Source organism: Cryobacterium sp. MDB1-18-1, from assembly GCF_004402735.1.
Taxonomy (GTDB): domain Bacteria; phylum Actinomycetota; class Actinomycetes; order Actinomycetales; family Microbacteriaceae; genus Cryobacterium; species Cryobacterium glucosi.
On the sequence record NZ_SOFR01000046.1, the window covers coordinates 57,888 to 81,086 of the forward strand.

14 protein-coding genes and 1 pseudogene are annotated in these 23,199 nt (G+C 70.5%); 12 read left to right on the top strand and 3 right to left on the bottom strand.

All coding sequences use genetic code 11. The features are described from left to right. Nucleotides 1-64: 64 nt before the first annotated feature. A complete protein-coding gene (locus E3O50_RS12025; protein WP_241975347.1) occupies nt 65-3,505 on the top strand; it encodes a UrvD/REP family ATP-dependent DNA helicase in 3,441 nt (1,146 codons plus the stop codon). Then, nucleotides 3,502-7,017 (top strand): ATP-dependent DNA helicase, encoded by a 3,516-nt coding sequence (locus E3O50_RS12030; protein ID WP_241975348.1) that lies wholly within the window; start codon nt 3,502-3,504, stop codon nt 7,015-7,017. Before E3O50_RS12025 ends, E3O50_RS12030 begins: the two co-directional genes overlap by 4 nt. A 305-nt stretch (nt 7,018-7,322) precedes the next feature. Here the strand turns inward: E3O50_RS12030 and E3O50_RS19665 are convergent. Next, nucleotides 7,323-8,063 (bottom strand): annotated as a pseudogene (locus tag E3O50_RS19665) (phosphotransferase); the annotation flags it as partial. Between the two features lie 92 nt (nt 8,064-8,155). Between E3O50_RS19665 and nudC the strand changes: the two are divergent. The 7 genes from nudC to E3O50_RS12075 all read left to right on the top strand — a co-directional run bounded on the left by nudC (nt 8,156) and on the right by E3O50_RS12075 (nt 19,069). Next, entirely contained in the window at nt 8,156-9,178 is a 1,023-nt protein-coding gene (nudC, locus tag E3O50_RS12040; protein ID WP_134559129.1) for an NAD(+) diphosphatase, read from the top strand. Beyond that, entirely contained in the window at nt 9,169-10,884 is a 1,716-nt protein-coding gene (locus E3O50_RS12045) for an ATP-dependent helicase (protein ID WP_134449559.1), read from the top strand. The genes nudC and E3O50_RS12045 overlap by 10 nt, the downstream gene beginning before the upstream one ends. A gap of 933 nt (nt 10,885-11,817) precedes the next feature. Then, nucleotides 11,818-13,305 carry an SDR family oxidoreductase gene (locus E3O50_RS12050; RefSeq protein ID WP_134559131.1) on the top strand — a complete coding sequence of 496 codons (1,488 nt, stop codon included), beginning with the start codon at nt 11,818-11,820 and terminating at the stop codon, nt 13,303-13,305. A gap of 9 nt (nt 13,306-13,314) precedes the next feature. Next, a complete protein-coding gene (locus E3O50_RS12055) occupies nt 13,315-15,198 on the top strand; it encodes a DUF2207 domain-containing protein (RefSeq protein ID WP_166790649.1) in 1,884 nt (627 codons plus the stop codon). Next, entirely contained in the window at nt 15,198-15,527 is a 330-nt protein-coding gene (locus E3O50_RS12065; RefSeq protein ID WP_241975349.1) for a DUF6804 family protein, read from the top strand. The genes E3O50_RS12055 and E3O50_RS12065 overlap by 1 nt, the downstream gene beginning before the upstream one ends. 226 nt (nt 15,528-15,753) lie before the next feature. Then, complete coding sequence (locus E3O50_RS12070; RefSeq protein ID WP_134449561.1) at nt 15,754-17,934, top strand: DEAD/DEAH box helicase; 2,181 nt, start codon at nt 15,754-15,756, stop codon at nt 17,932-17,934. Between the two features lie 106 nt (nt 17,935-18,040). Then, nucleotides 18,041-19,069, top strand: coding sequence for a 6-phosphofructokinase (locus tag E3O50_RS12075; protein WP_134449562.1), 1,029 nt, complete (start codon nt 18,041-18,043; stop codon nt 19,067-19,069). A gap of 141 nt (nt 19,070-19,210) precedes the next feature. Here the strand turns inward: E3O50_RS12075 and E3O50_RS12080 are convergent, their stop codons facing one another. Beyond that, complete coding sequence (locus tag E3O50_RS12080) at nt 19,211-19,465, bottom strand: mycoredoxin (protein WP_134449563.1); 255 nt, start codon at nt 19,463-19,465, stop codon at nt 19,211-19,213. Nucleotides 19,466-19,503: 38 nt separating this feature from the next. Here E3O50_RS12080 and E3O50_RS12085 point away from each other — a divergent pair, with 38 nt between their 5' ends. The 3 genes from E3O50_RS12085 (at nt 19,504) to E3O50_RS12095 (ending at nt 21,688) form a co-directional block, all read left to right on the top strand. Next, entirely contained in the window at nt 19,504-19,977 is a 474-nt protein-coding gene (locus tag E3O50_RS12085; protein WP_134449564.1) for an 8-oxo-dGTP diphosphatase, read from the top strand. Nucleotides 19,978-20,168: 191 nt separating this feature from the next. Then, on the top strand, nt 20,169-21,359 hold the full coding sequence (locus E3O50_RS12090; protein WP_134449565.1) for an inorganic phosphate transporter: 1,191 nt from the start codon (nt 20,169-20,171) through the stop codon (nt 21,357-21,359). Further along, complete coding sequence (locus E3O50_RS12095; protein ID WP_134449566.1) at nt 21,356-21,688, top strand: peptidase; 333 nt, start codon at nt 21,356-21,358, stop codon at nt 21,686-21,688. Before E3O50_RS12090 ends, E3O50_RS12095 begins: the two co-directional genes overlap by 4 nt. 181 nt (nt 21,689-21,869) lie before the next feature. Here the strand turns inward: E3O50_RS12095 and E3O50_RS12100 are convergent, their stop codons facing one another. Beyond that, on the bottom strand, nt 21,870-23,147 hold the full coding sequence (locus E3O50_RS12100) for a solute carrier family 23 protein (protein ID WP_134559133.1): 1,278 nt from the start codon (nt 23,145-23,147) through the stop codon (nt 21,870-21,872). Between the last annotated feature and the right edge of the window lie 52 nt (nt 23,148-23,199).

Sequence of the window (23,199 nt, forward strand, 5' to 3'; positions counted from 1 at the left end):
ACGACAGAACGGCGGGGCAGCCGGACAACGTTCACTGTCGGCGCAACCCGCTAGCTTTGAAAACGTGACCAGCCCCGGAATTCCGACCCTCGACCGCGACGTTTCCGCGCCTCCCTTCCCCCTCGACGGTTCCCAGCGGGCTGCCCTCGAGCTGGCCGACGGGGTCTCCGCCGCGCTCATCGGCGCCCCGGGCACCGGGAAGACCACGACCCTCATCGAGCTCCTCGCCGAACGCGTCCTCGAGCGCGGGTATGCGCCGGGGGAGGTCCTCCTGCTCGTGCCGACCCGGGCGGGCGCCACCGTGCTGCGTGACCGGCTTGCGCTCCGCCTCGGCGTCCCGACCAACGGCCCGCTCGCCCGCACGGCGAACTCCGTCGCGTTCGAACTCGTGCGCGGAGCAGAAGCCGCGGCCGGCGGCCCGGCGCCGACGCTGCTCACCGGTGGCGAGCAGGACCAGATCATCGCCGAACTCCTCCAGGGCGACCTCGACGACGGCAACCCCGTCGATGGCAGCGGCGACTTCGGCGGCGTGCGTGACCGTGACGGGGTCCGTGACGGCGACGGGGCGGGTCCGTCCGGCCCGGCCTGGCCGCCCACCCTCGACGCGGGCGTGCGCCGGCTGCGCGGGTTCCGCACCGAACTGCGCAATCTGATGATGCGGGCCGTGGAATACGGGATCACCCCCACCCGCCTCGCCGAGCTCGGTGCAGCGACCGACCGCCCGGAATGGATCGCGGCTGCCCGGTTCATCCGCGGCTACGACGAGGTCAAAGACCAGAGCCGGCCCGGCCAGTACGATTCCACCGAGCTCGCCGGCTTCGCCGCGGCCGTCGTCGCCGCAGCGGCTCCCGGGTCCGCGGGAGCCGCGACCCTCGGCACCCTTGCAGGCCTCCGCCTCATCGTCGTCGACGACGCCCAGGAACTGAACAGGGCCACCCTCACCCTGCTCGCCCAGTTCGCGGCGCGCGGCGTCGCGATCGTGGCCGCCGGCGACCCCGACATCACGACGGGCTCGTTCAACGGCGCCCACGCGGATGCCCTCGGCAGGCTCGCCGACTACCTCGCTCCGGGCGCACCACGCGTCACGACCCTCGTGCTCGACACCGTCTACCGGCATGGACCCGCCATCCGGGGCGTCGTGCGGGAGATCACCCACCGGATCGGGACCGCGTCCGCGGGCACCCAACGCCGGGCCGGGAGCGTCGAGTCCCCGTCCGACGTGCCCTCAGTCGAGTCCGGCACCGCAGACCCAGGAGCCGCAGAGTCGGGCGTCGCAAAGTCCGGCACCGACGCGGCCGGCACCGAAGCATCCGCCGCCTCTGTCGAAACCCTCCTCGCGGCGAGCCCCGCCGACCAGCTCGCGCTCATCGCCGGGCGGCTGAGGGAACGGCATGTGCTCGACGGAGTGCCGTGGGGCCGCATGGCCGTGGTCGCGCGGAGCGGTTCGGCCATCCCGGCACTCGCCCGCGGCCTCGCGGCCCTCGAGGTGCCCACCCAGGTGCCCTCAGCGCAGACCGCCCTCCGCGACGAATGGGCGGTGCGTGCGTTCATCCTCGCCCTCGACGTCACTCTCGGCCGCCGTCCCCTCGACGCCGAAGCGGCGACCGAACTCCTGCGCGGCCCCCTCGGTGGCCTCGACCCGATCACCCTGCGGCGCCTCCGCGCGGCGCTGCGCCAACAGGAACTCGGCCAGCAGGAACTCGGCCAACAGGAACTCGGCCAACAGGAGCCCGGCGAGCCGGCAACCGGCGCGACCCCGAGCGCCGCCCGTACCCGCAGTGCCGACGAGCTTCTCGCCGCCGTGTTCGCGACGCCGTCGCTGTTGTCGGCGATCGACAACCGCACCGCCCGCCGCGCGGCGAGTTGCGCGGAGAGCCTGCTCGCCGCATCCGTCGAATACGAGGCGGGGGCCACCATCGAGGAACTGCTCTGGGGCCTCTGGCAGCGCAGCGGCCTCGCCAGGGAATGGCTCGAGCAGTCCACCGGAATCGGCATCATCGCCGACGAGGCCAACCACAACCTCGACGCCGTCGTAGCCCTGTTCTCCGCAGCGCAACGCTACGTCGAACGCACCCCGGCGGCCCCGCCGGTGCTCTTCCTCGAACACCTCGTCGACACCGACGTCCCAGAGGACACCCTCGCCCCCCGCGCCCTCGGGGACGCCGTCACCGTCTCGACCCCGAACGGGCTGATCGGCCGCGAGTTCGACCTCGTCGTGATCGCGAACGTGCAGCAGAACGTCTGGCCGGACCTGCGCATCCGCGGCTCGCTGCTCGGTTCGGGCGATCTCGCCGCCCTCGCTTCCGGACGCGACCCCCGAGGCGGCGACGCGCGCACCGAGGTCCTGCACGACGAGCTGCGCATGTTCGCCCAGGCCGCGAGCCGGGCCCGGAGCGAACTCCTCGTCACGGCCGTCGACAACGAGGAGAACGAACCGTCGGTGTTCCTCAAGCTGCTGCCGCGGCCGACCCCGCCGGCCGGGGCTGACGGCACCGATCCCGCCGGGCGCTACCCGGTGTCACTCCGCGGTCTCGTCGGCCGGTTGCGCCGCGACCTCACCAGGGGCGTCGCGGCGGGCGCCCTGTCCGAACACCCCGAACGGTCGGAGCGCGCAATGGATGCCGCGGCAACCCTCGCGAGGCTCGCCGCGGCAGCCGTGCCCGGTGCTGACCCCGGCCAGTGGTACGGCCTCGCGGGCCCCAGCACGCTACAACCCCTCAACGACCCGACGGCCGGTGACGAGCCGGTGCGGGTCTCCCCGTCGAAGATGGCCGCTGTCGAGACCTGCCCGCTGCACTGGGCGATCGGCCGGCTCGGCGGCGGCAGCTCGAACACGGCCGCGAACCTCGGCACGATCATCCACGCGGTCATGGAGGAGTCGACCGACCGCCAGCCAGAAGCACTGTGGCAGGCGGTCGACGAGCGCTGGGGCGAGCTCCGCTTCGACGCGGAGTGGCAGTCCGAGGTGCAGCGCGCCGACGCGCGCGTCCTCACCGACCGGCTCGCCTCCTACCTGCTCGACTTCGAACACGCCGGCGGCGAACTCCTGAGCGCCGAGGGCAGCTTCGGGTTCGACGTCGACGGCGCGTGGCTCACCGGCACCGTCGACCGGGTCGAACGCCTCGCCGACGGCAGCGCCGTCATCGTCGATCTCAAGACCGGGCGCGGAGACCCCGTGAGCGACGCGGGCGTGGCGGAACACCCGCAGCTCGGCGCCTACCAGCTCGCCTTCCAGGAAGGCCAGATCGAGGGCGTCCCCGCCGGGACCCCCCTCGCGGGAGCCCGCCTCGTGATCGTCTCCTCCGGCACAGCTAAGCAGAACTACCGCAACCCCACCCAGACCACTTTCACCGCGGAACAGCTCCTCGCCTTCCGCACCAGGGTGGGTGCCGACGCGGCGCTGATGGGCGGGGCGACCTTCGTCGCCGAGCTCGCCACACACTGCCTCGACCCGCGCTCGCACGGGGCCTGCCGCATCCACATCATCGGGCAGGTCAGCTCGTGAGCCAGAACGGAACGCCCGTGCCGCACGACCCGCATCGTCCGCAGAACCCGGTCAGCGCCCTCGAGATCGCCGGCACGCTCGGCATGTTCCCGCCCACCCCGGAACAGCAGGCGGTGATCGAGGCCCCGCTCGCGCCGACCCTCGTCGTGGCCGGAGCCGGCAGCGGCAAGACCGAGACCATGGCCAACCGGGTGCTCTGGCTGCTCGCCAACGGCCTCGCCCGCCCAGACCAGGTCCTCGGCCTCACCTTCACCCGCAAGGCGGCCGGCGAACTCGCCGAGCGCATCGGCGACCGCATCGCGCAGCTCGACGCCAACGGACTGCTGCCCGCGCCGACTCCGGCCGCGGGCGCAGAGACCACCGGCGAGCTCGTCGACTCCGGCCTGTTCAACACCCCGACCGTGTCGACGTACAACTCCTTCGCGAGCCGTCTCTTCACCGACAACGCCCTCCTGCTCGGCCGCGAACCCGAGTCCGTCCTGCTCACCGAGACGAGCGCGTGGCTGCTCGCCCGCCGCGTCGTGATCGAACACGGCGACCGCAGGCTCGTGCCCTGGGGCAAGAGCCTCGACGCCGTGACGGATGCCGTGCTCCGGTTCAGCCGCCTGCTCGCCGAGAACCCGCCTCCACTTACAACGGGCCTGGCAACGACCGGCCTGGCAACGACCGGCCTGGCAACGACCGGCCCGGCGGGCGCCCCCGGCCGCGCCGGGCACGATCTCGCCGGCCTCGCCGCCGGCTTCGCCTACCTCGAAGACCTTCCATACGGCAACCCGCGCAAGAAGGTCCCGTACACCTCCGTCGTCGACTCACTCGCCGCGGTCGGGCCGCTGCCCGTGCTCGCCGAACTCGCCGACTGGTACGACCGGGAGAAGCGCCGGCTCGGCCTGATCGAATTCTCCGACCAGGTCGCCCTCGCCCTGCAGGTGAGCCAGCGGGTTCCGCGGGTCGTCGCGGGGTACCGCGAACAGTACCGGGTGGTGCTGCTCGACGAGTACCAGGACACCTCCGTGCTCCAGACCGAACTCCTGCACACCCTCTTCGCCAGGCATCCGGTGATGGCCGTCGGCGACCCGCACCAGTCCATCTACGGCTGGCGCGGTGCGAGCTCCGCGAACCTGCTCGCCTTCTCCGCCGACTTCGACCCCGACGCCCGCTCGGAACGCCGGGTCACCCCGTCCATGTCGCTCTCCTTCACCTGGCGCAACCCCCGGTCGGTCCTCGACGCCGCGAACACGCTCGTCGCCCCGCTCAGCGAGGTCCTGCGCCGCCGGACGGACGGCATCCAGGTCGAGACGCTCAAGGTGCCGGACGGCACCCGGCCCGGCGCTGTCTCCGCACAGCTCGCCGAGACGGCCACCGACGAGGCCCAGGCCGTTGCCAGCTGGTTCGCCGCCCGGCTCGGCGCCGGCAGCGACAAGTCCGGCGCCATCCTCTTCCGCGCCCGGCGCGACATGGACTTCTTCGCCGGGGTCCTCCGCGCGAACGGCGTCCGCGCCCACGTGCTCGGCCTCGGCGGGCTGCTCTCCACCCCGGAAGTCACCGACGTCGTCAGCGTGCTCAGGGTCGTGCACGATCCCTCGGCGGGAAGCGAACTCGTCCGGTTGCTGAGTGGTGCCCGGTTCCAGGTCGGCCCGCGCGACCTGCAGCACCTCGCGGCCGTCTCGCGCTGGCTCGCCGCCCACGACTGGGCGCAGAAGGCCGTCAGCCGGGAGCTCACGGAGAAGCTCCGTGCGTCCGTCGCCGACGACGAGGGGGCCTCCCTCGTCGACGCCCTCGACTTCGCCGCGGCGGCGCCGCCCGGTCACGGCCAGCTCGCCGGCTTCACCGACACCGGCCGTGAGCGGCTGCGCGCAGCAGGCAAGCTGCTGGCCTGGTTGCGCTCGCGGGCCGGTCTTCCGCTGCTCGACTTCGTGCGCCTCGTCGAACAGGAGCTCCTCCTCGACGTCGAACTCGTCGCGAACGAGAACAACAGCCTCGGCCTCGCGAACCTCTACGCCTTCCACGACACCATCTCCGACTTCCTCGCGAGTGACGAGCTCGGCACCGCCGCGAGCTTCCTGCGCTGGCTCGGCCGGGCCGAACTCGCCGACGACAGGGGACCGCGCGCCGAGGTGGCCGAACAGGGCGCCGTGCAACTCCTCACCATCCATGGCGCGAAGGGCCTCGAGTGGGACTACGTCGCGATCCCGAACCTCACAGACAAGAGCCTGCCGGCCCCCGCGCGCGAGGTCACCGGCTGGATCCGCTTCGGCGAGCTGCCGTACCCGTTCCGCGGCGACCACGCCGAACTGCCCCAGCTCGACTGGACCGGCCACGACAGCCAGCTGTCCTACGACCTCGCCTTCCAGGCGTACAAGGCGGACCTCGCCGGCCGCCACGACGACGAGGAACGCCGGCTGATCTACGTCGCCACCACCCGGGCCAGGCACGAACTCCTGCTGACCGGTTCGTTCTGGGGCTCTGGCTCGACCGTGCGCACCCCGAGCCGCTACCTCGTCGAGCTCGCGGAGGCCGGCCTCATCGACCCCCTGCCAGAGGAAAGCGCCAACGCCGAGAAACCGGCCCCGGAGGACGGCCTCACGCCGGCCTGGCCCTTCGACCCGCTCGGCACCCGCCGGGCCGTCGTCGAAGCGGCCGCTTCCGGGGTGCGCGCCGCCGCGAACGATCCGGACACCCTGGCCCGCGAGACACGCTGGTCCCACGTCGTGACCCTGCTGCTCGAGGAACGCGCCCTCCGCCTGGGCGCAGGCACGGTCGCACCGCTGCCCGCCCGCATCCCCGCCTCGCGGTTCAAGGACTACGTCGACGATCCCGCCGGGGTCGCCGCACAGGTGCGCCGCCCCATGCCCGAGCGGCCGTACCGGGCCACCCGGCTCGGCACCCTCTTCCATTCCTGGGTCGAGCGGCGGGCCGGCGGCCTCCTCGGCGGCGACCGGATCGACGCCGGGCTCTTCGAAGCAGACACCGACACGGATGCCGATGCCTTCGATCTCGACCTCAACCAGAACCAGCCGCTCGAGCAGGCCCAGCTCGAACGCCTCCAGGCGACCTTCGAACGGTCGCCCTGGGCCGGCCTCAAACCGGAGGAGGTCGAAATCGAGATCCATTACGTGCTCGCCGGCCAGGTCTTCATCTGCAAGCTCGACGCGGTGTACCGCACAGGGACGGGCTACCAGGTCGTGGACTGGAAGACGGGCCGGGCGCCGAAGAACGCAGCGGACCTCGAACTCAAGCAGACGCAGCTCGCGCTCTACCGCCTCGCGTACGCGACCTGGAAGGGGATCGACCCTGACGAGGTCGACGCGGTGTTCTATTTCGTCGCCGACGACACCGTGGTCGCCCCCGAGCGGCTCTACTCCGAGGCGGACCTCGTGGCGGCGTGGTCCTCGGTCGTGTCCCGCACCTCGGCGCCGGTGCCGGTGTCCGTGCCGTCGCCCACGACGTCGATCGCGCCGGTGGTGTCCGGTTCGTCGGCGAACTCGCCGGTCTCGAAGTCGAACAGCGTGTAGGCATCCGTGTGCATCGCGGCGGCCGGCGCGCGCTTCACCGCGGCGTACGGGGTCGCGGCGAGCAGGCTCTCGACCTCGGACACGTTCAGGATCGGGCCGGTCTTCGGGGACAGCGGGTGCGAGGTCGCGTGGTGCACGTTCTCGACGAGCCCGTCGAGCATCGCGACGGCGTCATCGACGATTCCCTGGTTGCGGGTGTCGGTGCCGTGCAGCAGCCAGCGTGCGAGCTCGAGCTCTGCGTAGAGCATCGCCCGCTGCGTGATGCGCGGGTCGTTGCCCTGGCGCACGCCGCCGTAGGATGCGATCGCCGCTTCGCCGGCGGCTCCCCGGGAGGCGAGCAACCAGTTCAGGTCCCTGGCCGGGTCGCCGACGCTCAGCGCCGCCCAGCCGAGCACGGCCGTCACGGAATCCTCGCCGATCAGGAAGGACTCCGCGGACAGTGAACCGTGGATGACGCAGGGCAGGAACTGCCAGAGCGCGTCGTCGTCGGTCGCGAGCTCCCAGCGGCGGAGCAGGGCCGCCGGGAGGTACCCCGTCGCCTCGGTGCGGCCGATCAGGTCGATCACCTCGGTGCGGCAGTCCTGGGCGCTGCGTTGTGTGAGCCCGGCATCGCTCACCACCGCGGTCGGCAGGCCGTGGATGGCCGCGATGGCCCGGCCGATCGACCCGGAGACCCCGGCGTGTCCGGTGAGGGCGTCCGCGTCGAAGGTGTCGCCGGGCAGGAACTCGTAGACGACGGCGCGCGTCCCGCTGAGCGGGGCCTGCCCGACGAACTGCGGAACGTCGAACGGCAGGCGGCTGCGATTGCCGACGGTCAGGGCGCGGAGCGCGACGAGGTCCGCGGACTGCTCGGTCTCCGCGGCCTGGGAAAGCGGCACCCGGATGATCAGGGAGCGTCCGTCGCGGTCCAGCAGGACAGCGGAATCGTATGCTCCGGGCGCGCCGGAGGAGCGCCCGCTGGAGCCATGGCTGCGGGCCTGGACGACGTCGAGACCGGGCACGGCTGAAGTGGCGAGCGCGGCTAGAGTGAGATGGGATCTGGCCATGCCTACTAGGTTAGGTCGACTTCCCCTCGGTGTGGTCGTTCGCCACGCCTCCACATAACTTCGGCAGTCACGCCAGAGTCCGAAGGGTCTTCATGCCGTTCACGTTCACCTCCCAACTGCCGCTGTCCCGCCACGCCGTCGACAGGGACCACCTCACCCGGGCCATACCCGGACTCTTCGACGAGCTCCGGGCGGATGCCTCCACGCGCGTCCTCCCGCTCTGGCGCGGGTCCACCCTCCTGGCGGGAACGCCGGGTGCGGCCCCCGCAGGCACCCACGAGCTCGCCGCAACCGATACCGGAAGCCGCCGGCCCCGGCTGCGCCTGTTCCCGCCCGCCCTCGTCGCGCAGACCCCGATCGAGCTCTACCTCGGCAGGTCCCTCGCCGACGAGGGCGCGGAACCCGCGGGCACCCGCCTGGTCGCCGTTATCCTCGACGACGGCGCGGCCGCGACCCTCGAACCGGACGAGTCCCTCTGGGTGCCGCTCCGCACTGTCGCGAGCGCCCTCTCCGACCGCGACGCCGGCCTCTTCACCGAAGCGCTCGCGCTCGCGAACTGGCACGCCTCGCACGCGCACTGCCCGCGCTGCGGCGCCGCAACCGAGGTCGAGGGCGGCGGCTGGAGCCGCCGGTGCCCCGTGGACGGCAGCCAGGTGTTCCCCCGAACGGACCCCGCCGTGATCGTGCTGATCACCGATGCCGACGAGCGCATCCTGCTCGGGTCGAACGCCCTGTGGGAGAACAACCGCTATTCCCTGCTCGCGGGCTTCGTCGAACCGGGGGAGTCCCTCGAGGCGGCCGTCATCCGCGAGATGTTCGAGGAGTCCGGCCTCCGCGTCACCGACCCGGTCTACCTCGGCTCCCAGCCGTGGCCGTTCCCCGCCTCGATCATGTTCGGCTTCACCGCGCGCCTCGCCGACGGCCAGCAGCCGGACGGTGTCCTGCCGGACGGTGACGAGATCCTCGACCTGCGCTGGTTCAGCCGCTCCGAACTGGCCGCGGCCGGCGACAGCATCATCCTGCCCGGCCGCTCCTCGATCGCACGCGCGATCATCGAGCAGTGGTACGGCGGACCGATCGACTTCGGCCCCGACCTGGTCGCCGGATGGCGCTGACCCCCGAGACGCTTCTGGCCGGCCTCGACGACCAGCAGCGCATCGCCGCGGAGGCCCTCGTCGGGCCGGTGTGCATGCTCGCGGGCGCAGGCACCGGCAAGACCCGCGCGATCACCCACCGGATCGCCTACGGGGTGATGACCGGCGCGTACGCCCCGAACCGGGTGATGGCGCTCACCTTCACCTCGCGGGCCGCCGCGGAACTCCGGGGCCGGCTGCGCCAACTCGGCGCCGGCGGCGTCGCGGCACGCACCTTCCACGCCGCAGCGCTCTCCCAGCTCAACTACTTCTGGCCGCACGTCGTCGGCGGCCAGGCGCCGCGCATCCTCGACGGAAAGGGCCGGTTGCTCGGCCACGCCGCCGAACAGCTCAAACTCCGGCTCGACACCGCGACCCTGCGCGACCTCGCCGCCGAGGTCGAGTGGCGCAAGACCACCGGGCTCAGCATCGAGGACTACGCCGCCGGCATCGCCAGGCGCAGCCTGCCCGGCCGGCTCGACGCCGACCAGGTCGTGGCGATGCACGAACGCTACGAGCGGCTGAAGGATGAGCGTAAGCAGATCGACTTCGAGGATGTCCTGCTCGCGATGGCCGGGATGATCGAGTCCGAACCCTCCGTCGCCCTGCAGGTGCGCGAGCAGTACCGGTTCTTCGTCGTCGACGAGTATCAGGACGTGTCGCCGTTGCAGCACGACCTGCTCGCCCTCTGGGTCGGGCCTCGCAGGGACCTGTGCGTGGTCGGCGACGCCAGCCAGACCATCTATTCCTTCGCGGGCGCCCGCAGCGACTACCTTCTCGACTTCCCCAAGCGCTGGGAGGATGCGACGGTCGTGCGCCTCGAACAGAACTACCGGTCGACGGGGGCGATCGTCACGACCGCGAACCAGCTTATGCGCGGCCGCACCGGGGCGCTCACCCTGCGCGCGCACTCGGCGGAGCCGGGGGTCGAACCGAGCGTGCACGAGTACGCGAACGACCTCGCGGAGGCACGCGGGGTCGCCCAGCAGATCCTCGAACTGATCGAATCCGGCATCCGGCCGGAAGACATCGCCGTGCTCTACCGGGTCAACGTGCAAGCCGCGGCGCTCGAGACCGCGCTCGGCGACCTGTCCATCAGCTACCAGATCCGTGGATCGAAGCGGTTCTTCGACCTCACCGAGGTCAAGCAGGCCGTGATGCAGCTGCGAGCGGCATCCGTTTCGATCGTGGGCGAGCCGCTGTTCAAGTCGGCCAGCGACGTGCTGCGCTCGCTCGGCTGGAGCCAGACAGCGCCGGAGGCCGCCGGTGCGGTGCGGGACCGCTGGGAATCGCTCAACGCCATCATGGGGCTCGTCGACCAGGCCGCGCCCGGAACGACGTTCCGCCAGTTCACCGACGAACTGATGGAGCGGCAGGCAGGCCAGCACGAACCGACCGTCTCGGCGGTGACCCTCGCGACGCTGCACTCGGCCAAGGGCCTCGAATGGGACGCCGTCTTCGTGGTGGGGCTGTCAGAGGGGCTCGTCCCGATCAGCTACGCGGGTACCTTCGAGCAGATCGACGAGGAACGCCGGCTGCTCTACGTCGGCATCACCAGGGCACGCCGGCGACTCGCCCTGAGCTGGTCCGCGTCCGGGCACCAGCAACGGGCACCGAGGGAACGATCGCGGTTCCTGACAGAGCTCGGCATGCGCAACGCTCGTGCGGCCGGTGGACGCGGCGCGTGATCCTTCCGCTCGCGGCGTCGATCGACAGGGAGACGCCCGCGAGCGCCGAGTGACCGGACAGCACCCGATCCTGCACGATCCCCGCAACCCGGACAGCGACCTCGAGGCCACGACGCGCTGACTCCGTCGGCGCAGGCCGGTGGGCCAGCTGGCTCGCCATCGCGGGCCAGGCCGGGTCGGCGTCGACCCTGGCCTGCTCGAGGCAGAACAGGCACGGGCCCAGCCCCGGCTCCACGAGCGGGCCGATCCGCACCTTCCGGTCTCCGAACACGACCGGCAGGTGCGGCACGTCGCGGTTCAGCCAGCGCCGGTAGCGTGCCGGCTCGATCGCGAACCGGCCGATGATCACCGCGAGGTCCGTGTCCGCGGGGGCGGCGGCATCCGCGCCGGTGCGGCTAGCGGTGCTGAAACGGATGCCGGTGCCGTAGCCGGAATCGTCGGCGACCCGTGCGCTTCCGCCGACACCGTCGTCGAGTTCGTGGGTGTCGAGCCCGAGGTCGTCGAGGAAGGAACGGAGCCGCGCGGCCGTCGTGCCGCGCCCGTCGACGGACACCCAGTGCCGGAGCGCCGGCGTCGAGGACTCCGGCCCGAGGTCGTCGAGCAGGACCGGGCGGAGCGCGGCGAGGAGGGCGGAGACGGATTCTGCAGTCGCCCCGCCCGTGCGGCCGAGCATGACGGCGCCGCTGCGGGGCACCCCGGACCGGAGCGCGTCGATGACGCGTTCGAGGCCGGGGCCGGGCACGCGGACGCGGAGCGCCGGGTGGTCGACGCCGAGCTGGATGGTGTCCGGCGAGCGCCAGACGAGCGGATACCGGGGGTCGAGTCGAAGAGTCATGCGCCGATCCTGCCGGATTCGCATCGAGCGCGAGCGATTCATCCACAGGCCCGGCAGGCTCCCAGCCTCAGCGCCGGCATTCGCCCTAGGCTCTGACCATGACTGCCAGACGAGCACTCGTGACCGGGGCGACCGGCTACATCGGCGGGCGGCTGGTTCCGCTCCTCCTCGACGCCGGATTCGAGGTGACCGTGCTCGTGCGCTCGCCGCAGAAGCTCACCGACGTCCCCTGGCGGGACCGGGTGGACATCCGGGTCGGCGACCTCGCAGACGCCGACGCCGTGGACGCGGCGAGCGCCGGGATCGACGTCGTCTACTACCTCGTGCACGCGATGGGCAGTTCAGGTGACTTCGAGCAGGCCGAGGCGCGGGCCGCCCGCACGGTGGCGTCGGCAGCTGCGGCGGCCGGCGTCTCGCGGATCGTCTACCTCGGCGGGCTGCACCCGGACACCGAGACCCTCTCCCGGCACCTGCGTTCCCGGGCCGAGGTCGGACGGATCCTGCTGGCCTCCGGCGTGCCGACAGCCGCCCTGCAGGCCGGCGTCGTGATCGGGAGCGGCTCGACGTCCTTCGAGATGATCCGGCACCTGACCGACGTGCTGCCGTACATGCCCGCACCGAAGTGGGTGCGGAACAAGATCCAGCCGATCGCCGTGCGCGACGTGCTCTACTACCTCGTCGCCGCGGCGGACCTGCCAGACTCCGTCAACCGAACCTTCGATATCGGCGGTCCCGACGTGCTCCGCTACGGGCAGATGATGAACGGCTACGCCCTCGAGGCGGGACTTCGCCAGCGCCCGATCGCCTCATTGCCGGTGCTGACCCCGTGGCTCGCCTCGCAGTGGGTCAACCTCGTCACCCCGATCCCGCGCAACCTCGCCGTGCCGATCATCGCCTCCCTGCAGAACGACTGCGTGATGGGCGAACACGACATCGACGGGTACATCCCCGTCCCCGACGGCGGTCTCAGCGGGTACCGCACGGCCGTGCGGCTCGCGCTCGGGCGGATGCGCGACGGCGACGTCGAGACCAGCTGGCGGAACGCCTCGATCGAGGGGGCGAGCAGCAACCCGCTGCCGAGCGACCCGGAGTGGGCGGGGCACCTCGTCTACACCGACGTTCGTACGAAGCACACCCCCGCGGCGCCCGCCGAACTGTGGCGCATCATCGAGGGCATCGGCGGCGACAACGGCTGGTACTCATTCCCTCTCGCCTGGGCCGTGCGCGGCTGGGCGGACAAGCTCGTCGGCGGCGTCGGGCTCCGCCGTGGCCGGCGCGACGCGGAACGGCTGCACACCGGCGACGTGCTCGACTTCTGGCGGGTGGAGAGCCTCGAGCGCGGGCGTTTCCTCCGGCTCCGTGCCGAGATGCGGGTTCCCGGGCTGGCCTGGCTCGAGATGACCGCCGAACCGGCCGCGGACGGTGGCTCCGTCTACCGGCAGCGTGCCGTGTTCTTCCCACGCGGCCTCGGCGGCCGGCTCTACTGGTTCTCGATCCTGCCGTTCCACGGGATCATCTTCAGCGGGATGGCCAACCGCATCACGGCCACGGCCGAAGCGACGTCTGCGCCCCAGCCCGCTCGCTAGAGTGGGGGCATGCGCCGATTGGCTCGATCCCTGTTCGTCACCATCCTGGGCGCGTTCGCCCTCCTCACCCTGTCGGTGCCCGCGGCGGCCGTCGCGGCCGCGCCCCTGGGGCAGCCCGCCGTCTCCGTGCCCGGCGGCGTCGACGACTTCAGCTTCGACTCGATGCACTCCGACTTCGTGCTCAGCCGGTCAGCGGACGGGCACTCCGCGTTGACGACGACGGAGACCATCGTCGCCCGGTTCCCGGACTTCGATCAGAACCACGGCATCCGTCGGTCGATCCCGAGCCACTACGACGGGCATCCGACCGGGATCGACCTTGTGAGCGTCACCGACGAGAACGGTGCCCCGCGGCCGAGCGACACGAGCGAGAGCGACGCCGGCGACTTCTTCATCGTGACGAGCGCAGCCGACGGCTACGTGCACGGCGCGCAGACCTATGTGATCACATACACGCAGCGTGACGTGACCCTCGTTCCGACGGATGCGCAGGATGAGGAGTTCTACTGGGAGGTCAACGGAACCGGCTGGGCCCAGCCCTTCGGCTCCGTCTCCGCGACGCTCACGGTCGACCCTGAGCTCACCGGCCGGCTGACCGGCCAGGCCAGGTGCCTCCAGGGATCGACGAATTCCTCGGCCGACTGCTCCGAGATCAGCACGGATTCGAGTGCGGCGGCGACGACCGGAACCCGGATCAGCGCGAGCAGCGGCAGCCTTGCCGCCCATGAGGGACTCACCCTGGTCGTCGGCTTCACCCCGGGTACCTTCGTGCCGAGGGACAACTCGTTCTTCGCGAGCCCGATCCCCGCCGTCGGCCTCGCCGGTGCCGTGCTCGCGCTCGTCTGCGCCGCCCTCGCGATCGCCCTGCGGGCGACCCGCTGGCGCAATGCGCCCGGCCGGCCCACGATCATCGCCGAATACCTGCCGCCGAAGGGTGTCAACCTGCTCCAGGCCGGCGAGGTGACCCGCACGTCCACGAAGGCCATCACCGCCCAGTTCCTGCAGTTCGCCGTGCGCGGCAACGTGCGGGTGCTCGAAGGCTCCGGGCCCAAGCACTACCTGCTCGAGCTGCGGGACACCCGGGGCGTCGACGCGACGGAGCTCTCCATGCTCGGCCACCTCTTTCCCGGGCTCAAACCGGGCACCCAGCGCGACCTCAAGAAGAAGAGCACCAGCCTCACCACCGCGCTTCAGGGCGAACTGCGGGCGACCCGCCGGGCGGCGATCCCCGCCGGTTTCCGTGAGAAGAAGGGCGGGTCCCTGCGTTCCGCGCTGCTCGGCCTCTCCGTTGTCGGCGGCCTCGTCGCCGTTCTCGGCGGCGTCGTCGGTCTCGCGCTCGAGATCGGCGGGGCGTGGCCGTTCCTCGTCCTCCTCGCCGGGCTGATCGGCGCCATCACGACCGTGTCACTCGCGTCGAGCATCCGCCCGCTCACCGCAGCAGGGGCGGAACTGCGCGATTACCTCGAAGGAGTCAGGTTGTACATCGGAGTCGCCGAGACCGACAGGTTGCGGGTGCTGCAGAGCCCCCAGGGCGCCCTGCGCTCGCCGTACCGCCCGGAGCCGGGGAGCCCGGAAATGATGGTCGACCCCGGGCAGCCGTTGCAGGTCCTCAAGCTCTACGAGCGCCTGTTGCCGTTCGCCGTGCTGTTCGGGCAGGAGAAGGACTGGTCGGCCGTGCTCGGTGAGTACTACGCGCAGAGCCGGTCCCAGCCGGACTGGTACTACGGCACCGGTGCGTTCAACGCCGGGTTCTTCGCGGCGAGCCTGAGCGGCTTCGCGAGCTCGACGACGTCGGCGTGGTCGGGCACCGCGTCCAGCTCCTCGAGTTCCGGGTTCGGCGGCGGCGGGTCCGTCGGCGGCGGAGGCGGCGGCGGCGGGGGAGGGGGCGTCTGATGGGCACCCCGGTCGCACCCACCTTTTCCCGGGCAGCTCTCGCGCCCGGCCTGCTCGGCGCCATCGCCCTGCTTGCCGGTCTCGCCCTGATCGACGCCGACAGTTTCATCATCATCCGGTACACCGTCAGCATCCTCGCCCTCATCCTCTGCGTCTTCGCCGTGCAGGGGAAGGCCTGGTGGTGGCTCATCGGCCTCGCCCCCATCGCCGTGCTGTGGAACCCGATCTTCGTGATCGGGTTGAACGGGCAAGGCTGGGTGGCCGCACAGTATGTCGCGGCGCTGCTCTTCATCGTCGTCGGGGTGCGCGTCAAGGTCCCCGTGCACTGAGCGTCGTGCGGGGTGTGTCATCGGGCGGATGCGCGGGCGTAGACTACAGGTGCGTCGAAACCCGGTCGTCGTCTCGACCTCCCCGGTGTAGTACCGAAGCGGTCTGCAGCACAATCGTTTCGTTGGCTCGGCCCGGTTCTTTCGATTGATCGCTCTGGTGTCCACGGATGCCGCACGACGTCGCGCGTGGATCACGCTGCCACAGCCGCTGTGAAGTTGGAGAAGAATGGCATACACCCGCCACCAGGCCCCAGGCTCGAACAACCATGCCCCGGCCGGAGGCCGCGCCAGGCAGCGCGCACGCTCGAGGGACGACGACGCCCCGATCATCCCGATCCTCGCCCGCAAGGTGCGCGAGGTCGAAGCCAAGGCCCAGTCGGGCACCAAGCTCGGGCCGACGAACCGCACGAAATACCAGGTCATCGCGCTCCTGATGCGCGAGGAACGCGCCAGGGTCAAGGGCGACCGCGAACTGACCGACGCGAACAGGGCAGAGCTGCTCAAACGCCTCGACGGCATCGCGCAGATCCTCGCGAAGACCGCGGCCCGCGACACGAGCCTGATCACCCTCCTCGAACCCGACGCCGGAGTGTCGACCGTCGCACAGCGCTTCCGCCGCGACTGGCTCCTCGAATCCGGGGCGGATCTGAGCCCGGACGAACTGATCATCACCCGCGAGCCGGAGGTCAAGCCCGATGAGCCGGAGAACCAGGTCGTCCCGCAGTCCGTGCGGGCGCGCCAGCTCGCGAACCCCTTCCTCGCTCCCGATTTCAGCGCCGTCCAGGCCGCTCCCGTCATCTCCGGGCGCCGCCTCGCCAACTGGGAACTGATCGGCCCGCTCTTCAAGTCCTTCGAATACGGCTCAGGCGGCCAGGCCGCGAGCATGGACCTGCCGGAGGCGCCCGTCATCGACCGGCTCTCCCCGCCCGGCATGGAACTCATGCGGCACCAGTCCCGCTTCATCGAGAGCGCACGGCTCGGCCATCGCAGTTACCTGCTCGCCGACGAGCCTGGTCTCGGCAAGACCGCGCAGAGCCTGCTCGCGGCATCCGTCGCCGGAGCGTACCCGCTGCTCGCCATCGTGCCCAACGTCGTCAAGATGAACTGGGTGCGCGAGGTCGAGATGTGGACGCCGCAGCGCCGGGCGACCGTCATCCACGGCGACGGCGACACCCTCGACGCCTTCGCCGACGTCGTCATCGTGAACTACGACGTGCTCGACCGGCACAGGGCCTGGCTCGGCACCCTCGGCTTCAAGGGCATGGTCGTCGACGAGGCGCACTTCATCAAGAACCTGCAGTCGCAGCGTTCCCGCCACGTGCTCGCCCTCGCCGAGCAGATCCGCCGCCGCACCCCCGGCGGCAACCCGCTGCTGATGGCCCTGACCGGCACCCCCCTGATCAATGACGTCGACGACTTCCGCGCCATCTGGCAGTTCCTCGGCTGGATCGACGGCGACAAGCCGACCGCGAAGCTGATGGCCCGGCTCGAGGCCACCGGCCTCACCCCGGCGGATGCCGGTTTCTACTCCGAAGCCAGGGCCGCGGTCATCGACATGGGTATCGTGCGCCGCCGCAAGGTCGACGTCGCGACGGACCTGCCCGCCAAGCGCATCGCCGACCTGCCGGTCGAGCTCGACGACGACCTCGGGCGCTCGATCCGCCAGGCCGAACGGGAACTCGCAGCCCGCCTCGTCACTCGGTACCACGGCCTTGTGTCCGCGCGCCATCCCGGCCGCACGGCGCCCAGCCTCGACGGTGCCCAGCGGGCCGCATTCATCCGCGCGGTCGCCCACGCGGAGCTCGAGGAGTCCAAGGGCCAGACGACGGGCGAGAACGTGTTCACCATGGTGCGCAAGATCGGCCAGGCCAAGGCCGGGCTCGCCGCTGACTACGCCGTGCAGCTCGCGCACTCGGTCGGCAAGGTCGTGTTCTTCGCCAAGCACATCGACGTCATGGACACCGCTGAGCAGATCTTCGCCAAGCGCGGCATGCGCTCCGTCTCCCTCAGGGGCGACCAGACCGCGCTCGCCCGCCAGGCCGCGATCGACTCGTTCAACAACGACCCGGGTGTCGCCGTCGTCGTCTGCTCGCTCAGCGCCGCCGGCGTTGGGGTCAACCTGCAGGCGGCCTCGAACGTCGTGCTCGCCGAGCTCAGCTGGACGGCCGCGGAGCAGACCCAGGCCATCGACCGGGTGCACCGCATCGGCCAGTCGGAACCGGTCACCGCGTGGCGGATCATCGCCGCGCACACGATCGACGCGCGCATCGCCGAACTGATCGGCAGCAAGCAGGGTCTCGCGGCCCGCGCGCTCGACGGGGTCGAGGGCGAGGCCTCGTCCGAGGACTCGATCCAGGCCAGCGCCCTCGTGTTCCTGCTCACCCAGGCACTCGACGGGGAGCTGTAGCCTGCACTCCCCGGCGCGGATTTGAGTCTGGCCCCGATTCGGGACCATCATTAGGGGTTGGTGCAGGCGCCGACATGAGTACTTGAGCATGAAGGAGCAGTCACAGATGAAAATTGGTATCCTCACGAGCGGTGGAGACTGCCCCGGGTTGAACGCGGTTATTCGCGGTTCCGTCCTTAAAGGTGTCCGCGTTCTCGATGATGAATTCATCGGAATCCGCAACGGCTGGCGCGGGCTGGTGCAGGGGGAGTTCATGACCCTCGATCGCCACAGTGTGCGTGGATTATCCCGTCAGGGCGGCACCATTCTGGGCAGCTCGCGCACGAACCCGTTCGAGGGCGAGAACGGCGGACCCGTTAACATCCAGAAGATGATGGATGCCGAGGGCATCGACGCCATTATCGCGATCGGTGGCGAGGGCACGCTGACCGCAGCCCGCCGCCTCACCGACGCAGGCATCCGCATCGTCGGCGTGCCGAAGACCATCGACAACGACCTCGAGGCCACCGACTACTCGTTCGGCTTCAACACCGCCGTCGAGATCGCGACCGAGGCCATCGACCGCCTCCGCACCACCGCAGAGTCGCACGGCCGCTGCATGATCGTCGAGGTCATGGGCCGCCACGTCGGCTGGATCGCCCTGCACTCCGGCATGGCCGGCGGAGCACACGCCATCCTCATCCCCGAGCAGAGCCAGACCATCGAGCAGATCTGCGAGTGGGTCCTCAGCGTCCGCGACCGCGGCCGCGCGCCGGTCCTCGTCGTCTCTGAGGGCTTCAAGCTCGCCGGCATGGAGGAAGCACTCTCCACCAAGGGCCTCGACGCGTTCAACCGTCCCCGCCTCGGCGGCATCAGCGAAATGATCGCCCCGATGGTCGAAGAGCGCACCGGCATCGAAACCCGCGCGACCGTCCTCGGCCACACCCAGCGCGGCGGCTCCCCGTCGGCATACGACCGCGTGCTCGCCACCCGCCTGGGCATGGCCGCCGTCGACGCGATCCACGCCGGCCAGTGGGGCTCCATGGTCTCGCTCAAGGGCACCGACATCGAGATCGTCAGCATCGCCGACGCCACGATCGGCCTGAAGACCGTCCCGCAGGCACGCTACGACGAGGCCGCCGTCCTCTTCGGCTAGAGCCGGCAGCATCACCCGATCGCATCCCTGAGGGGTCGCAGATCGACCTTCGCAGCACACGGGAAGGTCGAATTGCGACCCCTCAGCGTGTTACAAGGTCGATTTGCGACCCCTCAGCTGGTGGAACCGGGGAGGAGAGGGTCAGGCGAGTTTGGCCTGGACCTGCGCGAGCGAGGGGTTGGTCGCGCTCGACCCGTCCGGGAACAGGACCGTCGGCACGGTGCGGTTTCCACCGTTCAGGCTCATCACGAGCTCACTCGTGCCGTCGACTTCTTCGACGTTGACCTCGGTGTAGCCGACGCCGGCCTTGTCCAGCTGGGACTTCAGCCGGGAGCAATAGCCGCACCAGTTGGTCGTGAACATGGTGATGGTGCCCGATTCGGGAACGAAATTCATAGGCGCAGCCTAACAAACCCCGCCGTTAAGCTGGGTCCATGACCCTGCCCCAGGTGTGCGTGTGCTACCTCACCCGCGAATCGCCCGCCGGAGGCACCCAGGTGCTCCTCGGCCGGAAGAAGAAGGGCCTCGGCCTCGGCAACATCGTCGGCCTCGGCGGCAAGCTCGAACCCGGTGAAACCGCGGTGGATGCCGCGGTGCGCGAAATCGAGGAGGAGTCCGGACTCTCCGTCGCGGCATCCGCTCTCACCGCCCTCGGGGTGCTGACCTACCTGTTCCCGCACCGGGAGGCATGGAGCCAGGAATCGTCCGTCTTCGTATGCAGCGACTGGAGCGGCACTCCCCGGGAATCGGACGAACTCAACCCGGTCTGGTTCGACGTCGCAGCGCTGCCCCTCGACGAGATGTGGGACGATGCCAGGCACTGGCTGCCTGGCGTGCTCGCTGGCGTGCCCGTGCGCCGCACGTTCACCTTCGGCGCGGACCTGGCGACGGTGGTCGCGAGCAGCTGAGCGGGCAGCCGGGCGGGCGGCTGGGCGGGCAGGGGCCGCCGGTGAACGGCGTCTGAACGCGAGCAGTATTCCCGCTGAATTGACCTGACCTCCCGGGAGTGTCAGGATCGTTAGGTCGCTTGTCCGTCCGGCGTCCGGGAAGCAGCGCGGATTCGGCTGCACCCTGTTGCAGCCGAACAAGAAAGCCTCCGGTGGATCTCACCCTGATCGTCGCGCTCGTCATTGCGCTGTCCCTCGTCTTCGACTTCACCAACGGCTTCCACGACACCGCGAACGCGATGGCGACGCCCATCGCGACCGGGGCGATGCGGCCCAAGGTCGCCGTCGGCCTCGCAGCCGTGCTCAACCTCGTCGGCGCATTCCTCTCCACCGAGGTCGCGAAGACCGTGTCGGGGGGCATCATCCGCGAGGGCAACGGCGGGGTGCAGATCACGCCGCAGATCATCTTCGCCGGGCTCATCGGCGCGATCGTCTGGAACCTGATCACCTGGCTCCGCGGCCTGCCGTCGAGCTCGAGCCACGCCCTCTTCGGCGGCCTGATCGGCGCGGCCATCATCGGCATCGGCGTCCAGTCGGTCGACTTCACCGTCGTCTTCGCGAAGGTGATCCTGCCCGCCCTGATCGCACCGGTCACGGTCGGTGTCGTCGCGCTCGTCGCGACCAGGCTCGCCTACTTCATCACGCGTCGTGACGCAGGCAAGGCGGACGGCCGGGGTGGCTTCCGGTACGCGCAGATCTTCTCGTCCTCCCTCGTCGCCCTCGCCCACGGCACCAATGACGCGCAGAAGACGATGGGCGTGATCACGCTGACCCTCATCGCCGGCGGATTCCAGGCGGTCGGCAGCGGCCCGCAGTGGTGGGTCATCTGCACGTGCGCGCTCGCCATCGCGATCGGCACGTACACCGGCGGCTGGCGGATCATCCTCACGATGGGCAGGGGACTCACCGACGTCAAGCCCGCCCAGGGCTTCGCCGCGGAGACGAGCACGGCCGCGACGATCCTCGCCTCGAGCCACCTCGGCTTCGCGCTTTCGACCACCCAGGTCGCCTCCGGCTCCGTCATCGGTTCCGGCCTCGGCCGCCGCGGGGCGACCGTGCGCTGGGGTATGGCCGGCCAGATCGCGCTCGGCTGGCTGCTGACCCTGCCCGCCTCCGCGGTCATGGGCGCGTTCGCCGCAGGCTTCACCCTGCTCGGGCCGATCGGGCTCGTCATCGACCTGGTCCTCGGCTCGGTCATCGTCGCCCTGCTGTTCCGGCAGTCGCGGCGCACCCGCATCACCCACGACAACCTCCACGACATCGACGACGCCGCCCTCGTCGTGAAGATCAAGAAGACGCCCAGGCGAATCGCGCGCCGCGACCGGAAGAAGGTATCGCTGTGATCGACTGGGGCGCATTCTTCGTCGTCGCCGGGGCTTCGCTCCTCTCGTCGACCCTCGTCGTGAGCCTGTACTCCCTCGGACTGCGGCTGCTGACGAGTGCCGGCCGCGCGCTCGTGGTGGATCCGGCGTCCTTCACCGGCGCGATCACGGTGCTCACGCCCAAGCGGGCGGCCAAAGAGGCCAAGCGGCGGCGCAAATCGGCGACCGCGAACCCGCTGACCGTGTTCCAGAAGCGCCTCGCGCTCGTCGGAGCCTATGCCTGCTTCTCGGTCAGCGTCGCGGCCGTGCTGTACGGCGTCTACCTGATCGTGCCCGCGCTGCACCGCTGACCGGATGTCGCACGCACGGTCCGCGTGACCGGTCGCGCGTGCTCGGAGCGGCTCCCCGGTCGGGGCTCAGGCTCGGTTATGTCGGAGAATTTCGCGACCCGCGGCATCCGCTGCCCGGGGATGCGGCGTGTCGCGAAAAACTCCGACGTTGCGTCGAACGACGGTGTCGCGGGTCAGCGGGTCAGCGGTCGGTGCGGCGGAGCCGGCCGATCACGGTCATGGTGTGGTAGATCACGATCGCGGCGACCGTGCCGAGCGCGATGCCGTTGAAGCTCAGCGAACCGGCGGTGAAGGTGTAGTCGGCGATGCCGATGATGAGCGCGGTCGCGGCCGTGAACTGGTTGACCGGGCGGCTGAAGTCGACCTTGTTGTCGAGCCAGATCTTGACGCCGATGATGCCGATCAGGCCGTAGAGGGCGGTCGTGACGCCGCCGAGCACCCCGGCGGGGATGGTGTTGATGACCGCGCCGATCTTGGGGGAGAGGCCGAGCAGCACGGCGACGAGGCCGGCGACCCAGTACGCGGCGGTCGAGTAGATCCGGGTCGCGGCCATCACGCCGATGTTCTCGCCGTAGGTCGTCGTGCCCGATCCGCCGCTGAACCCGGCGAGCATCGTCGCGAGCCCGTCGGCCATCAGGGCGCGCCCGGTGAACCGGTTCACCTTCGCATCCGTCATCTGGGCGACGCCGCGGATGTGGCCGACGTTCTCGGCGACGAGCACGAGCACGACCGGCAGGAACGCGGGAAGCACCCCGAGCACGGCGGCGTTCTCGAAGGGGTTCGTCGGCAGCGTGAACGGCGGCAGCCCGATCCAGGCGGCGTCGTTGACCTTCGAGAAATCGACCTGGCCGGAGAGGACGGCGGCGAGGTAGCCGACCGCGACACCGATCACGATCGAGAGGCGACCGAGGATGCCGCGGAACAGCACGGTCGAGAGGATGACCGCGGCCAGGGTGATCACGGCGGTCAGGGGTGCGAGGGCGAAGTTGGCCTTCGCGACCGGGGCGAGGTTGAAGCCGATCAGGGCGACGATCGCGCCGGACACGACGGGCGGCATCAGCGCGTCGATCCAGCCGGTGCCGGTGACCTGCACGACGACGCCGATGATCGCGAGCAGCGCGCCGACGGCGAGGATGCCGAACAGGGCGCTGCCCATGCCCGCCGTCGTGACGGCCGCGGTGATCGGGGCGATGAAGGCGAACGAGCTGCCGAGGTAGCTCGGCAGCTTGTTCTTCGTGATGATCAGGAAGAGCAGCGTTCCGACGCCGGAGAAGAAGAGGGTGGTGCTCGGCGGGAAGCCGGTGAGCAGCGGAACGAGGAAGGTCGCACCGAACATCGCGACGACGTGCTGGGCGCCGATCCCGATCGTGAGCGGCCAGTTCAGGCGCTCACCCGGCCCGACCACGTCCCCGACCCCGACCGTTTTTCCGTCGCCGTGCAGGGTCCAGGGCATTGCCATTGTCGCTCGTTTCGTAGTGGGACGTATTCCGATCGTAGTGAAGAATTAGGAT

Bases quoted from the DNA above. Each gene is read 5' to 3' on its own strand.
- nudC (WP_134559129.1), top strand. From the start codon at position 8,156: ATGCCGTTCACGTTCACCTCCCAACTGCCGCTGTCCCGCCACGCCGTC.
- E3O50_RS12045 (WP_134449559.1), top strand. From the start codon at position 9,169: ATGGCGCTGACCCCCGAGACGCTTCTGGCCGGCCTCGACGACCAGCAG.
- E3O50_RS12050 (WP_134559131.1), top strand. From the start codon at position 11,818: ATGACTGCCAGACGAGCACTCGTGACCGGGGCGACCGGCTACATCGGC.
- E3O50_RS12055 (WP_166790649.1), top strand. From the start codon at position 13,315: ATGCGCCGATTGGCTCGATCCCTGTTCGTCACCATCCTGGGCGCGTTC.
- E3O50_RS12065 (WP_241975349.1), top strand. From the start codon at position 15,198: ATGGGCACCCCGGTCGCACCCACCTTTTCCCGGGCAGCTCTCGCGCCC.
- E3O50_RS12070 (WP_134449561.1), top strand. From the start codon at position 15,754: ATGGCATACACCCGCCACCAGGCCCCAGGCTCGAACAACCATGCCCCG.
- E3O50_RS12075 (WP_134449562.1), top strand. From the start codon at position 18,041: ATGAAAATTGGTATCCTCACGAGCGGTGGAGACTGCCCCGGGTTGAAC.
- E3O50_RS12080 (WP_134449563.1), bottom strand. From the start codon at position 19,465: ATGAATTTCGTTCCCGAATCGGGCACCATCACCATGTTCACGACCAAC.
- E3O50_RS12085 (WP_134449564.1), top strand. From the start codon at position 19,504: ATGACCCTGCCCCAGGTGTGCGTGTGCTACCTCACCCGCGAATCGCCC.
- E3O50_RS12100 (WP_134559133.1), bottom strand. From the start codon at position 23,147: ATGGCAATGCCCTGGACCCTGCACGGCGACGGAAAAACGGTCGGGGTC.